We start from the raw sequence: 13,079 nt of genomic DNA on the forward strand, positions 1-13,079 counted from the left end.
CCGCATGGCTGGGGCTGGTCCCTCGAGAATACTCGACCGGAGGCAAGCAGAAGCTCCTTGGCATCAGCAAGCGCGGGTGCGGATCACTTTATCTCCTTTTCATGCCGCGCCGTTATCGATTGAGATCAGATGGCGGCTGGCAATTCATCCCGCGTCCAGCAAAATTCAGTGCCGTCACTCATCATGCGATGCATGATGACCGCCAGCCTGCGGGCGAGCGCGACAATGGCCTTTTGCATGCCTCGCCGTTTGGCGACGTTCATCGCCCAGGCCTTCAGCCATGACCATTTTCTCACATTGATCATCAAGGTCTGGGCGGCTTCGTAAAGCAGCGTTCGCATCATCGCGTCACCGCACAGCGATATACATCCAACACGCTTGCTTTCTCCCGACTCGTTGAGCTTCGGCGTCAGCCCCAGTATCGGTCCAACAGCCTTCGAGTTCTTGAACCGCTGCGGAATGTCGATGGTGCTCGTGAACGCCAGCGATACGACGGGACCGACACCGGGGATCGTCATCAGAAGCCGGCACATCTCATCGTTGCGCGAGATGTCCAGAACCTTCTTGTGCAACCGGGAGAACTCCTCACGCAACTTACCCCTCGCTGTCAGCAGCGGATCCATGACTTCCTGAAGATCCGCCATATCATCGACCAACTCGCGAATCCGCTCCTCGAATTTGACAACTCCAACGTTCCCGACCTTCAGCCCAAAATTGCGCAACAGTCCGCGAATGTCGTTTTCAATGGCGATCGCCTTTCCTTGCAGCAGCTTGCGCGCCGTCAGCAGAGCTCGCCGCTTCTGGCTCGTCAGCGTCTTGACATGCACAGGGCGGTACAGATTGACCCGCATCATCTGCGCGATGCCACGTGCATCATTGCGATCGGTCTTGTTCGGCTGAGCCTTCAGGAAGGCTTTTACATGGCGCGTTTCGCTGCAAATCACCGGCAGGCCGGCCCTGGCTAGGGCCTCGAATAGCCATTGCGATAAAGGCCCGGCTTCAAGACGCAACCGCTCAAGATTCCAAGCCGGATCTCGCAACACTGCGATCAGGCCATCGGGGTGGCTGGAAACCTTCACCTCTCGGCAAATCTTGCCCGTTTCATCGACAATGCAGATGGCGGTCTCTTTCACCGAGACATCAAGGCCCGTATAATGCTTCATGCTGCGCTTCCTTTCCGATGCTTGTGGCTGTTGCAAAACATGACCACGTCGCAGCACCTTTCTCCTACCATCCACCGCCGTCCAAGGGTGAGGCTCAAGCCGGATACCCCATCTTGCGTTCCCGGAGGTGTCCACACACGGATCAAAGAATGGGCTCCCGTTACTGCGACCCAAACTGCGGTTTCCTTTCGGGAAGTTGCAGGCACTCGCAGTGCTGTGAATCGACTGCCGAAGAGCGTTGGTGCGGGAAATCCGCACGCCACGTTCTGTGGGAACCGGGGGCGGGCGACCGCCTCCGGTGACCCGGTGTCCAGCCCCTCGGAACGCGCAACCGCCGACATATTACCCCCTGGCGAGAACGCTTCGGCGACAAGCCGTGCCTTCTCTTCGTCCGACCGATGGCGCGGCTTGCGTCGGGACGGCACAGGCTCCGCCGTCAAAATCTCGAATGTTCGATGATGGCTCATACTGTCGCTCACAGATCCCATGGGCTGGATGACGGCCGCCGTTTTTGCAGAATGATTCTCCGCATGATTCATGCTGAAAATGAGCGATCAACCGCCTGCACGCTACGTGGGGATCTACGCGCTTACTTAACCCGGTCGAAAACCTCTGGCCCTTCAAGCGTGAAAACTGGCTCTCCAACCGTATCTTCAAATCCTACGCCGACATCGTTGACCATTTCTGCGACGCCTGGCACAAACTCGAAAGCCAGCCCTGCGAATAATGTCAGTCGGCCGCAGAAATTGGGCTAATGGGTTCTGATCAATGAGAGGCCGTATAAGCCAAACACAGGCAGAAATTCCACTTATCCGCGGTGTTCAAATTTCCCGAGCCAGCTCTTTCCGCTCGCGTCGCCTGTCGTCGGGAATCGCGTCGGCTATGACAAATGAAACGCAATATCCGTTTACCGGGTACCGTACGTCAAATAGTATTTTCAACAATGCAAGCTTCTGGATGAACATCTAATACTCCGCGGGGACGAGTCGCAAAGTAGAGCGACGATGATCATGGCAATTCCGTGAATAATCGCGATCGACCACTTAATGCTTAATTCCATTGGCTAAATGCAATAAAGCCTCAAATAGATGACCGCTGATCGAGCCAGAGAAGGAGCCTTCAATGTTTGACAATCTGCCAGATGAGATGCTGTCAGAGGAATTCAGGCGGGTAGCCAATCAAGCCGACAGGGTCGCAGCTTTCTGTGAGATCAAGGCGTCGCGCAGCACCAATCAGAAGTTCCGAGCACTTATTGAGAGCGATCAGACAATTCGGGCTGAATGGAGAAAGCTTGAGGAGGAAACACGAGACTCTCGTGTCACGATTGCCAAGTTCGATGTGAGTAATTCAGCTGGCACTAGAACTGCAACTGACATCATCACCTATTATGGCGTGACCGATCCGGCCTCGCAGCACGATATCAAATGGCGAGCCGCGAAGCGCGACATCAGGGCCAATCCCGACATGGTTGCCCCTACCGCCATCGAGCGCAATGACGTGACCGATCGGGACATGCAGGACGATATCAAATACCAAGCCGCGGAGCGCGACATCAAGGCTGGCATGGTTGCCCCTACCGCCATCGAGCGCAATGACGTGACCGATCGGGACGTGCAGAACTGGATCGGGAAGTTTGCCGAGGAGTTCCAGAACAACACGAGGTTGCTCGATGAACGTTCTCGTCAGGAGGGAGGACGTGGGCGGTGATCGGCTTCCAAAGCGTAGGACGACCCAGGTGGCCGTAAAACTCTACCATCCGCTGGTCCAGAAACCTGGGGCAGTTCACCGTCGTACGGACATGTCCGAACCTTTGGACCAAATGCCGGCAGCAAGAATTAAAAGAAGTGGCATCGTAAACTTAACGTGCCAAGGCAAAGGAAGCACGATAATTGCTGCAATCAGGCAGCTTGAAGGCGCATTTCGCTGATTGTGAGCAGCCATTTCACGCGCTCATTTCATTCGATAGTGAGCAGGTATTTCATGCGATCATGAGCCGCCGCTTCGTAAGCGGTCAGCCGATAACGTCAGGCCTAACGTTCACGGCATGAGCATTTCAATTTCAGATGCCGGCCAGCCTTGAGCGATGCGGGTCAAGGTCTGCGAGAGCCAATGAAGCGGATCGACGCTGTTCACTTTGCAGGTTTGCAGCAAGGTGGCTACCGTCGCCCAGGTTCGTCCACCGCCGTGGCTGCCGGGAATAGACTATTCTTTCGCGTGATCGTCTGGGGCCTGATTGCACGCTCGACGACGCAGCGCGGCGCGGCTTCCAGTATCCTTGCCACGAACCTCGTCCTCAACCTTCCACAATTCGGTCATGGCGATGATCGAATCCGTCGTGGCCTGCGAGACCCCGCTAATGTGCAGGTCGTAGAATTTGCGCCGCAGGTGAGCCCAGCACCCGGCGAGTCGGATTGGTTCATTGCTGCCGGCTTTGACCCGTGCCTTGACCAGGTTGGTCATAGGCCGAGTAGCCATCCACTTGCAGGATACCGCTGAACCCGGCGAGGTGGCGCGCCACCCAATCTGCGCCTCTGCTGTCTTCAATACGATAGGCAACCAATGGCGGACTGGTTCCGCCACCGTCGGCGTATTTCGACACGGCGATGTAGGCGAGCAGCCGCTCCGTCGGCAGGCCGCTTTCAACGATTTGCGCCGGCGCCAGAGCCTGGACCACGCTGTCACGGCCCCGCGGCATTAGGACGGCGCGTGACAATGCCCCGGAACTTCGGCGGCACGACGTCCAGCCCCTCGCAGTCGCCCGGGATTTCCGGCTCGACGACATCCTCGATGCGTTCGAGGTGGGCAGCAAAGCCCTTGCGCGAACGGGGCGCGCTTCGGCTTGTTCCCGACCGCGCGGTCGAGTTCGCTCTGGATTTCCGAAAGGCCGGTCTCGACCTCTTCGAAGGCAAAGGAGGCCTGCTCGTCGTCGATGGCAAGGCGTAGCCGCTCGAACGCGTTCCATGTTGCGTGCGCTGTCAAACTTTCAGGATCGACGTGAGATTGGCGATCCACTCGTTGGCGCTTTTCTCGACAGCTTTCAGCCGCGCGACCTCCGCCTCAGATGCTGCGATCCGAACTTCGGTGACTGCGATCCGGGCCTCGCTTGCAGCCTGCTCGCGAGCCATGGAAAGGATCATCGCCTTCAGTGCATCAACGTCGTCGGGAAGGGCAAGACCCGGTAGAACCATGGCAAGCAACAGAGCACAAAAACAGCCGCTTTCCCAATCGTTCCAGCCGCATGATTCATCTTGCCGCAGGCCGGTTTCAGCCCGTCGATAACGGCCGCCTGACCCTGGCCGGACGGATCTTTTTCCAGTCCAGTCCGGCCAGAAGCGCCATCAACTGGGCGTGGTCGAGACGCATGCGCGCGGGCCGGCAGGGGTTGCCGTCGGAGGCGGTGCTGCGCTGTGCCCTTCTCAAACAGTACCGCCAGTTGAGCTTATATGAGGTGAGCCAATGTGGAACTGTCGTCAGGGTGACAATTTTGCTTTCCGTCGGTTGTTGCGGCATCCACGGTCTGAGTCCGAATACATGACGCGGCCTCGTTGCCCGAAGCCAGATCCAGCTTATATACGGTCGCTGTTCGAGACAGCGGCACCAACATCCCGCCTGCGGCGGCCAAGGGCTCAGGAGGACGAGACCATTCTAGCAAGCGGCGTTTGAGGCCATACTCAACTGCGGTTCGTCCCACCTGGATCCGCCAGGACTTCTCTATTCGGCAGGGTCAAGGTCAAGCACTTTCGAGTCGTTCCGCTTCTCTGGCATTTGGTGTCTTCCGCAGGGTCTTGCTTCTCTCCGGGATCGGCCCTTTGGCCCTCCCACTATGTTGGAGTGGACGGCCCCCCGCACGGCATCGATGTGCCAGAATGAGGTCGTTACAGATCTCAAGCAAAGGGAGACCGTCCGTGGAACAAATTGTTCGTATTGGCATCGACACGTCAAACACATCTTCCAGCTCCATGGTGTGAACGCAGCTGAGGCGCCGGCGCTGCGCAAAAAACTGCTGCGCAAGGAGTTGGTGGCGTTCTTCGAGAAGCTGCCGCCGACAGTGGTTGCGATCGAAGCGTGCGGGGGGCTCGCACCACTGGGCACGCCTGCTGCAGTCGTCTGGGCATGAGGTGAAGCTGATCCCTCCTCAATATGTCAAACCGTACGTCAAGCGCGGCGAGAACGACGCGGTGGACGCAGAAGCGCTGTGTGAGGCGATGAGCCGGCGACGATGCGGTTTGTGCCGGTCAAGACCGCTGAACAACAGGCGGCATTGATGCTGATCGGCCTGCGCGACCGGTTGATCAATCGCACACAGCTGGCCAATGCGATCCGCGGCTATGCCGCTGAATTCGGGCTCACTGCTGCCAGGGGATGTGCAAGATCGAGCCGTTGCTCGAGCGCATCGCGGCAGATGAGACGCTTCCGGATTTAGCGCGGGAACTGTTCGCGCTCCACGCAAAGGAATATGCGCAGTTGCAAGAACAACTGAAGACGGTTGAGGCGAAATTGATGGCTTGGCATCGGGCCGAGGAGTGCAGCCGGCGGCTGGCGCAAATCCCCGGTGTCGGGCCGATCGGTGCGTCACTGCTGGTGATGAAGACGCCGGCGCTTGGGACCTTTCGATCGGCCCGACACTTTGCCGCCTGGATCATTCAACCGCCGGCAAGGTCAGGCTCGGTGTGATCACGCGCGCCGGCGACGAAGCCTTGCGCAGCGTGCTGGTGGCCGGGGCTACTGCTGTTATCCGGCATGTCCGACGCGGCCGAGGCGCCGCCTCGCCCCTGGCTTGTCGACCTGCTCAAGCGCAAGCCGCCAAAACTCGCCGCCGTGGCGCTAGCGAACAAGATCGTGCGTATCGCCCGGAAGCTGATGGTGAGCGGGGAAGTCTACAGAGCAAAGCCTATGCCGCCAGCCGTCGGTCACGCTTGCCTGCGCCGCCCGATAAGTTTCGGTCGCCAGCAGCGTTTCAGACATCCCGATCTCCTTGCTCCGAGCCCCAAGAATCGCATGCAAAGCATTGGATAACAAGGACATTGCTGTCTTTGGTTGATAAAGGCCGCGTACGATTTCGAACAGCTCTTGTTCCGACCCCAGAGTACGAAGCGCAGCAGTGAGGCAACCGCTTCGCGGCGCGCAGTTTTTGTCCTCAGTGTCTCTCCCAGTCTGTCAACGATCCTTGGTGTCGAAAAGCCCTTAAAATGCCTACTTCCAATTCGCATGTTACTGGTCCTCATGTGTGGAGCGGCCATTCAGAGGTGGCTCGGTTTGCAAGCAGGCGGGCCGGAAACTTCCGGCCGCCGCCGCAATCCGGCTCAGCCTTATGGAGCAGCATTTCCCTCTCGTTGCTGGGCGTGGCCCGATCGATCTTGGAACGTGTGACCGACCGCTTCACCAACAGTTGGTTCGGTGCCTGGCTGCCCGCCACGCCTTCCAACTATAGCGATGAACAGGACGGTGATGGGGCTGTTGCCTTATGCCATGTTGTGCCGGCCGATTCCCTTCGCAAGCATCAACGACTTGAATCGCCGAAGGCTGAACGATTCAACCAATGAATTGGACGCAGCGCTGGTTGTCCATGACAATCGGGCATGATCGAAGCGAAACTTCAATTCCTGCTTCGGCGGCGCGATTCAACCTGCGACGGCGCTCGGTTCACCGTGCTCGCAATAGAGCTGTCGCTCCACGACGATGTGGTGCTCGATCGCGCGTGGGCGCGCATCAACGTGCCTGCCCAGCAGCCCATCGCCGGCGAGGCGCTTGAGGCATGGCTGGCGCGAAAGATCCGACACGGAGTTGCGCCCGCAAGTGTTGACGATCAGACCGCCCGCCGTGCCAACAATGCGAGCCGTTAACGCTCGAGCGGCCCTCAGCGGGTCCTTTTCCCGGCAGGGACCGGTTTGACACGGATTCGCATGTTTCCGCCCTCGGGATGAGCGATTTCAAAATCATTCGTCTTACGTACCAGATTGCCCAGCTTGCGAAAGCCGAAGGTGCGGGGATCGAAATCGGAGGCCAGGTTGGCCAGTTTGGTGCCGACGGCCCCGAGTGGCATCCAGCCATCCTCGCTCTCCATCTAGGCGATGATTTTCTTTATGATCGGCGTGTGGCGTTGGATGATTTCAGGGGCTTGGCGGCCGATGTGGTGTCCTGACTGTCGGGTGGTGCCGTCACCGTCAGGTTCTCCGTGTAGATGAAACGGACAGGCTTGCCGAAAGCCCGGGGTCTTTTGTTCACCGAACCCAAATACGTCGACACCCCGCTCGCGAATTCGAGCGGCAAGGCGCCGGGCATGGGTGATGCCGGTCTTGGTCATGCGCCGCGCCAGACGGTCTCGCCACTCGATTGCTCGCCAGGGACCAGGCCGAAATAGGCCTTGACCTGACGTGGACTGGAGAAGCGCGTGAAGTCGCCGACCTCCGCGACCAGCACACGGCATTTATCAGCGCGATACCGCGCATTGCCTGGAAGGCATTCAACCACCGGGCACTGGTTCCATGCCGGGAGCAGCACCTCAATATTCCCGGAAGTTGCGGCCCGCGCTGTCCAAAAGACGGGGAGCACCTCAGGACGGTCAGGACGGGAACATGACGAAATTACAAAGCCAGACAAAACGAGGAGCAAAAAATCTAATGCGAATTTTCGACGTTGATTAACGTGGCTCATCCGAGTTTCCGCACCGTTCTCGCATGAACTATTGGCCGATGTCGCGCTCCTGCAAGGCGATGATCCGATCAAGTAGCTCGCGCTGGGGGTTCAGGGCGCGGTCTTCTTGCGGCTCCGGCATGGGCTTGGCCCGAGGGGCTTTAGCGCCCTCAAGGCCATGATCTTCGCCATCTTCCTCCAGCCATTGTTTGTCTATAGCCTCATGTACCACCCTATGTGGGGACTCCTCCTCCAAGGCTGCTTCGTCTGCCTTGTGCTCGAGCCGATGCTCTTCCGAATAGTGGTCGGCAACGTCTTAGTATTTCTCGTCCTGACCGACATCGACGTCATCCGTAGCGAAATGGTTCGCTTTGCCCACTCCGAAAGCATGATCGGCCGCGCCGCCAGCGTCGCCTGCCTGGTCCCCCTCGTGCGCGGGTGTTGGGGCGGACTTAGCGGGCGTTCCGCAGTGTCCGATCGGCTCCGGCAAAGGGCCGGTCTGGCTCTCGAAGATGCGGCTCAGGGTGCGGTCTGAGTAATATTTCACTTTACGAATGAGCAGCGGCGGCCGGCCCTTTATGAGAACGATCTCGCTGTTCTCATCGATAAGGCGGACCTGTTCCGGTCGTAGCAGGTTGGCTCCCTGTTCCGAGAGCTGGATGTTGGGGTCGAACAAACGGCTCTGGCTGAAGGACTTCGACTTGGCCCGGAAGGTATAGTCGCCGATTGACTTTGAAATGTAGGTCGGTGTCTCGTCGTCGGTCGTTGCCATGAAGACCTGCACGCCGGTGTTGCTGAGGAAATTTTCCTTGCCCGACTGTCCATAGGCACCCGTCAAGGCCGACAGGCTCTGGATGATGAACATGAACCGGCCCTTGTAGCCGGCAATGGTGGTGACGGCCGTCTCGACTGTCTCCAGCTTGCCGAGATGCTTGAACTCGTCAAGCAGAAATAGGACCTCGAATATCTCAGCCTTGGTTGGCATGGTCCGCTGCATTACCGACACGACCTGTTGGAAGAACAGGCGAACTAGCGGCGCTATCACCTCAAGGTCATTCGGATTTATGCAAAGATAGATCGTCGTCGGGTCGCGGCGCAGATCATAAATAGAGAAGTCGGATGTCGTGGTCGCTGCCTTGATCAGCGGGTCCGCCCAAAGGTTGAGGCCGCCGTCGCTCAGCACAGAAGTGTACGATGTAAGAATCTTAGTGTCGTTACCGGCCATGTTGTCGAAGATGCGCCGCGCCTCTGGGCTCTGGCACTCCTCTGCCAGTTGAGCGAAAAGCTTGTACTTTTCTCCCGGCAGCGTGAACATGTCATAAACCGCGCCGATCGAAGGCGTGCCGCGCTCGATGCAAGCCAGAATGCCGGCGACGAAAAGATCGCGTGCGCCGTCGATAAAGCCTTCCGACCCCTTGCCCTTGGGCGCGATCAGGTTGTGAGCAAGACGCCGTGCTTCGCTGAATTGCCGCTCCCGCGGCATCGAGACGATGTCGAGGACTGGATTGTAGCTGTGTGTGCGGCCGGCCCGGTCCATCGGGGCGAGCTTGACGATTCGGTCGCCACGGGCTTGTCGCGCGCGAGAGGTTAGTTCGAACAACTCTCCCTTGACGTCGAGCGCCAGCACCGAGCCGTTAAACGTCAGCAGTGTGGGAATAACAACACCGACGCCCTTCCCGGCGCGAGTCGGCGCCACCACCAGGCTATGTGGTTGATCACCATTGCTTAGATATTGCCCGGGCAAGCACGGACCTATTGTCTTTCCAAAGATCGGTCCAGAAATCCTTTGGTAGGGCATGATATAACCGGCCTTTTTCATCTCGCCGAAGCGGGCCCAGCGGGCTGTGCCATGGTGCTGTGGCTTGAACACGATGATAGCCAGAATGAACAAAGTGACGGCGACGGTGAGGCCGGTGATCATTAGTCCATGATAGAAGACTGGCCTCACATCGCCGTTGTAGAAGGGCGTTTCGTACCAGAAAGCAAGGATGTCGAAGCCCTGGATAGCTTGCGACGTGACGCCATGTTGGAAGTTGGCATAGGCGCTCGCTAGGAACAGTCCCGCGACTAGCGAGAACGCCCCACCGAGCAGAACGGTATCCCTCTTCTGGCGTGAGTCCACGGCTCGATTATCCCCGTCCGGTACAGGCTACAGCCCCGCGCGTCGAGGCCCGCTCTCTTGGCTGCGTCATCACGGCGTTTCGTTGCTTCAAACTAGCCATTTGCCTGTCTTAACCGCGGCTGCCTGGGCTCGCGCTGCAGCCATCCTAATTCTAGTGAGGTTGTCGCTGGAACTCTCACTCGATGACGCATTTACGTCTCTAGCATTTCGTCGGTTGTCGTTGTCCACGAATGTCTTATCGTTGCCAAATTTACCTTGTCGGCTGGGAGGTTGCGTTTGTTGAGATCTTCTTGACCCGCGTCGGGGCCACTCGAGTTCTTATCGGTGTTATGCATGTATTTTGAATGGTCAACCTATTTTGTGTTACGTCTGAAAAATCAGGAATGCCGTTTTAAAGCGCCAAGGCGGCTGAACCGCACCTTCTGTTGTTGCAGCCATGAAGACAGATAACCACCGTTGTTTCCTTTCCCCATCCCGACACACTCGATCCCCTGTCATCGGTTCTGCGCGAGGGCGCCCGGCGGCCTTCTGGCGCAGGCCGTTGAGGCGGAAGCCGATGCATTCCTGGCCGCCATGGCTGACGAGCGCCTGGCCGATGGGCGGGCCCGCTTGGTACGCCACGGGCATGGTCCTGAGAGAACGATCAAGACGGGGATCTGCCCGGTTGCGGCGAGCCGTGTCAAGCTGCGCGACCGGGCCGCGGAGCCGGCGACGACCGCATCACCTTCACTTCGGCGATCCTGCCGAAATGGGCGCGGCGGACGAAGAGCCTCGACGCGCTGCTGCCGGTCCTTTACTTGCGTGGCATCTCGACCGGCGATTTCCAGGAGGCGCTTGCCGCGCTTCTCGGCAAGGACGCACCGAACCTGTCGTCGTCGGTGATCGGGACGGCTGAAGGAGGAGTGGCAGGCCGGCTATAATCGCGGGCAGCGCGGACCTTTCGGCCCGCTATTATGTCGACATCTAGGCCGACGGGGTCTATCTTCACGCGCGCATGGAGGATGATGCGCCTGCTTGCTGGTTGTCATCGGCGCGACGCCGGAAGGCAGGAAGGAACTGGTCGGCTTCTCGCGATCTCGTGCGCCGCTACGTGATTGAAGCGCTGGGCGACGCGGACGGGGTGCTGGTGGTCGATGAGACCGGCTTTGTGAAGAAGGGGGATCAGTCGGTCGGGGTTGCGCGGCAGTATTCGGGCACAGCGGGGCGGATCGAGAACTGCCAGATTGGCGTGTTTCTGGCCTATGCCAGCCGCTTTGGGCAGGCGCTGATCGATCGGCGGCTGTATCTGCCGCAGGCCTGGCCACGGACTGCGCGGCGCGTCAGGGCGCAGGTGCCCGAGGAGATAGCCTTTGCCACCAAGATCGAGATCGCGCGGGAATTGATCGCCGCAGCGCTCGATGCCGGCGCGCCTTGCCGATGGGTGCTGGCGGACGCGCTCTACGGCGGCGATTATCGTCTGCGTTTGGCGAGTAATCCACGGTGCGACATTCGTCCCGAAAAAGACAGGAGAAGAAGGCGTCATACTATGCCATATCTCAAATGTAGCCTATTAAAACGCAATCTCACCGGTAACATGTTGACGTCATGGGAAACCGGATATATGTTTAGTTCTCCTATACAGTTCTTTACAATCACCTCGCGGAGTTACGATACTTACCCTTATAACGAAGATTGGTATCACGATGTACCACGCTAAGCTTCTTTGTAGTATATCGTTCTACCTCGCGCTTGGCGCAGGCGCGCTAAGCCCGATCCGAATGGCGGGCACAACGCCGAATCCTCCCCTCGGGAGCCGCGACTCGGGACCGAGTCATGGCAGAAAAAAAACTGACCCAAAAGGACCATTGACAAGTTCGACCCCACAAGCAATGGGCCTCAAACGAACATTCCTTGGATAATACAGGAAATTCCGAGGCAAGGCGTGAATGAGACGCTATACAATCAGCCCACCAACCGCCTGACTGGAAGAGACGCCATCGCTGCAGCCATGGCACGGCACGACGCCAAAACCAACGACGCCCCCAAAACCTTCGATGCGAAATCGTCACCGGACATGCAGACAAAAGCGGCTTTGAACAGGGGGTACAATGAGGAGCGTACACGCCGACATCTTCGTGTTTAGCTTCTGAATCCTCTACAATGGTGGTCGAGTAGCTCAGCCATTCGGCTTTCGCTCATAGATCTGGCGTGCGGCTTTCCCCCACCCCGGATCTTCGTCGCCACAAGGACCTTGACCGCCCCCCTCGCGTCCTATCACCAGGTCGCCTTCAGTGCTCGAAGTATGGCGGCGACCGTATCTCTGGCCGCCTTGGCGCGATTGTCGCTGGCGCCACGTCGCCGGCGTGCCGCTTCTCGTTGCAGCGTGGGCGCGAATGAACTCGCGGACAATTGAGGAATCAATATAACCTAAATGAGCATAAGCCTTGCCTCCTGGCGTTCCTTTCCGATTTTTCGAGACTTCGACGACAAAACCCTCACCGCGCTCGCCGGTGTCTCAAGCTATCGCAGATGGCCTCCAAACACCGTTATCTTCCTTCGAGGTGATGGGGGAAACTATATGGCTGGCGTGATCTCTGGACGTATCAAGCTATCTCTGACCACAGCACAGGGCCGTCAGTTGGTGCTACGGCAACTCGAAGCTGGGGAACTGTTCGGCGAGATGGCCATGCTAGACGATCAGCCTCGATTTGCTGACGCCACGGCGCAGGTGGCCTCCGAAGGTTTCGTCATTGCTAGGAGGCCTTTTATGGACCTGATCACACTTTCGCCGAGGGCCGCCGGCGCGACAATCGGTTATCTCTGCGCACTATTGCGGGGCACTACCGAGCAGTTGGAAACCATCGCCCTTTATGACCTGAATTCCCGGGTCGCTCGTTTTCTTCTCGCAACGCTCAGGAGGGTCCACGGTAATGAATTGCCGCCAAGCGCGAGTCTCAAACTATCGCTCACTCAGTCCGACATCGCAGAGCTTTTGGGAGCAAGTCGGCCAAAGGTCAATCGGGCAATAATAGCGTTACAGAAGGCAGGCGCCATTGGGCGCATCAATCAGATAATCGAATGCAACACGGGCCACTTGCACCGGATTGTCGATGCCGGCTCAATACTCCCCAGAAGTGCCGTTTGAATCTTCCCCAGTTTAGCGCTGTCGCCGGTCTTCCGGA

9 protein-coding genes and 6 pseudogenes are annotated in these 13,079 nt (G+C 58.4%); 9 read left to right on the forward strand and 6 right to left on the reverse strand.

Annotation, left to right across the window (positions count from 1 at the left end):
* Nucleotides 1-104, forward strand: a pseudogene (locus AC0L2Y_RS33890) (transposase); the annotation flags it as partial.
* Nucleotides 105-125: 21 nt separating this feature from the next.
* Here the strand turns inward: AC0L2Y_RS33890 and AC0L2Y_RS33895 are convergent.
* The gene (locus AC0L2Y_RS33895) at nucleotides 126-1,163 is read right to left on the reverse strand and encodes an IS110 family RNA-guided transposase (RefSeq protein ID WP_473562242.1); all 1,038 of its coding nucleotides are present in this window, start codon (nucleotides 1,161-1,163) and stop codon (nucleotides 126-128) included.
* A 1,122-nt stretch (nucleotides 1,164-2,285) separates the two neighbouring features.
* On the opposite strand from AC0L2Y_RS33895, the gene AC0L2Y_RS33900 reads away from it, so the two are divergent.
* A complete protein-coding gene (locus AC0L2Y_RS33900) occupies nucleotides 2,286-2,870 on the forward strand; it encodes a hypothetical protein (RefSeq protein WP_473562243.1) in 585 nt (194 codons plus the stop codon).
* A 330-nt stretch (nucleotides 2,871-3,200) separates the two neighbouring features.
* Here the strand turns inward: AC0L2Y_RS33900 and AC0L2Y_RS33905 are convergent.
* A pseudogene (locus AC0L2Y_RS33905) lies at nucleotides 3,201-3,907 on the reverse strand (IS66 family transposase); the annotation flags it as partial.
* On the opposite strand from AC0L2Y_RS33905, the gene AC0L2Y_RS33910 reads away from it, so the two are divergent.
* A complete protein-coding gene (locus AC0L2Y_RS33910) occupies nucleotides 3,870-4,106 on the forward strand; it encodes a hypothetical protein (protein WP_473562248.1) in 237 nt (78 codons plus the stop codon). The pseudogene AC0L2Y_RS33905 and the gene AC0L2Y_RS33910 sit on opposite strands and share 38 nt — an antisense overlap.
* Nucleotides 4,107-4,138: 32 nt before the next feature.
* Here the strand turns inward: AC0L2Y_RS33910 and AC0L2Y_RS33915 are convergent, their stop codons facing one another.
* Nucleotides 4,139-4,351: a hypothetical protein gene (locus AC0L2Y_RS33915; RefSeq protein ID WP_473562244.1), complete on the reverse strand. Its 213-nt coding sequence runs from the start codon at nucleotides 4,349-4,351 to the stop codon at nucleotides 4,139-4,141.
* Nucleotides 4,352-5,068: 717 nt separating this feature from the next.
* Here AC0L2Y_RS33915 and AC0L2Y_RS33920 point away from each other — a divergent pair.
* From AC0L2Y_RS33920 to AC0L2Y_RS33930, 3 genes and pseudogenes are all read left to right on the forward strand, one after another.
* Nucleotides 5,069-6,080 (forward strand): annotated as a pseudogene (locus AC0L2Y_RS33920) (IS110 family RNA-guided transposase); the annotation flags it as partial.
* 440 nt (nucleotides 6,081-6,520) lie between these two features.
* Complete coding sequence (locus AC0L2Y_RS33925) at nucleotides 6,521-6,706, forward strand: hypothetical protein (RefSeq protein ID WP_473505919.1); 186 nt, start codon at nucleotides 6,521-6,523, stop codon at nucleotides 6,704-6,706.
* Between the two features lie 36 nt (nucleotides 6,707-6,742).
* Entirely contained in the window at nucleotides 6,743-7,006 is a 264-nt protein-coding gene (locus AC0L2Y_RS33930) for a WGR domain-containing protein (protein ID WP_473505963.1), read from the forward strand.
* Here the strand turns inward: AC0L2Y_RS33930 and AC0L2Y_RS33935 are convergent.
* From AC0L2Y_RS33935 to virD4, 3 genes and pseudogenes are all read right to left on the reverse strand, one after another.
* Nucleotides 6,998-7,437, reverse strand: a pseudogene (locus AC0L2Y_RS33935) (OST-HTH/LOTUS domain-containing protein); the annotation flags it as partial. The gene AC0L2Y_RS33930 and the pseudogene AC0L2Y_RS33935 overlap by 9 nt on opposite strands.
* Nucleotides 7,438-7,463: 26 nt before the next feature.
* Nucleotides 7,464-7,664, reverse strand: a complete 201-nt coding sequence (locus tag AC0L2Y_RS33940; protein ID WP_473562245.1) for a transposase — start codon at nucleotides 7,662-7,664, stop codon at nucleotides 7,464-7,466.
* Between the two features lie 448 nt (nucleotides 7,665-8,112).
* Entirely contained in the window at nucleotides 8,113-9,918 is a 1,806-nt protein-coding gene (gene virD4, locus AC0L2Y_RS33945) for a type IV secretion system ATPase VirD4 (RefSeq protein ID WP_473562246.1), read from the reverse strand.
* Nucleotides 9,919-10,364: 446 nt separating this feature from the next.
* Between virD4 and AC0L2Y_RS33950 the strand changes: the two are divergent.
* From AC0L2Y_RS33950 to AC0L2Y_RS33960, 3 genes and pseudogenes are all read left to right on the forward strand, one after another.
* A pseudogene (locus AC0L2Y_RS33950) lies at nucleotides 10,365-10,986 on the forward strand (transposase); the annotation flags it as partial.
* A pseudogene (locus tag AC0L2Y_RS33955) lies at nucleotides 10,976-11,383 on the forward strand (IS701 family transposase); the annotation flags it as partial. The pseudogenes AC0L2Y_RS33950 and AC0L2Y_RS33955, both read left to right, overlap by 11 nt.
* Before the next feature lie 945 nt (nucleotides 11,384-12,328).
* On the forward strand, nucleotides 12,329-13,042 hold the full coding sequence (locus AC0L2Y_RS33960) for a Crp/Fnr family transcriptional regulator (RefSeq protein ID WP_473562247.1): 714 nt from the start codon (nucleotides 12,329-12,331) through the stop codon (nucleotides 13,040-13,042).
* Nucleotides 13,043-13,079: the final 37 nt, after the last annotated feature.

This window comes from Mesorhizobium sp. WSM4830 (assembly GCF_055811495.1).

What these genes read in the sequence shown, in the direction of transcription:
- AC0L2Y_RS33895 (WP_473562242.1), bottom strand. Translation starts at nt 1,163, where the DNA reads ATGAAGCATTATACGGGCCTTGATGTCTCGGTGAAAGAGACCGCCATC.
- AC0L2Y_RS33900 (WP_473562243.1), top strand. Translation starts at nt 2,286, where the DNA reads ATGTTTGACAATCTGCCAGATGAGATGCTGTCAGAGGAATTCAGGCGG.
- AC0L2Y_RS33915 (WP_473562244.1), bottom strand. Translation starts at nt 4,351, where the DNA reads ATGGTTCTACCGGGTCTTGCCCTTCCCGACGACGTTGATGCACTGAAG.
- AC0L2Y_RS33930 (WP_473505963.1), top strand. Translation starts at nt 6,743, where the DNA reads ATGATCGAAGCGAAACTTCAATTCCTGCTTCGGCGGCGCGATTCAACC.
- AC0L2Y_RS33960 (WP_473562247.1), top strand. Translation starts at nt 12,329, where the DNA reads ATGAGCATAAGCCTTGCCTCCTGGCGTTCCTTTCCGATTTTTCGAGAC.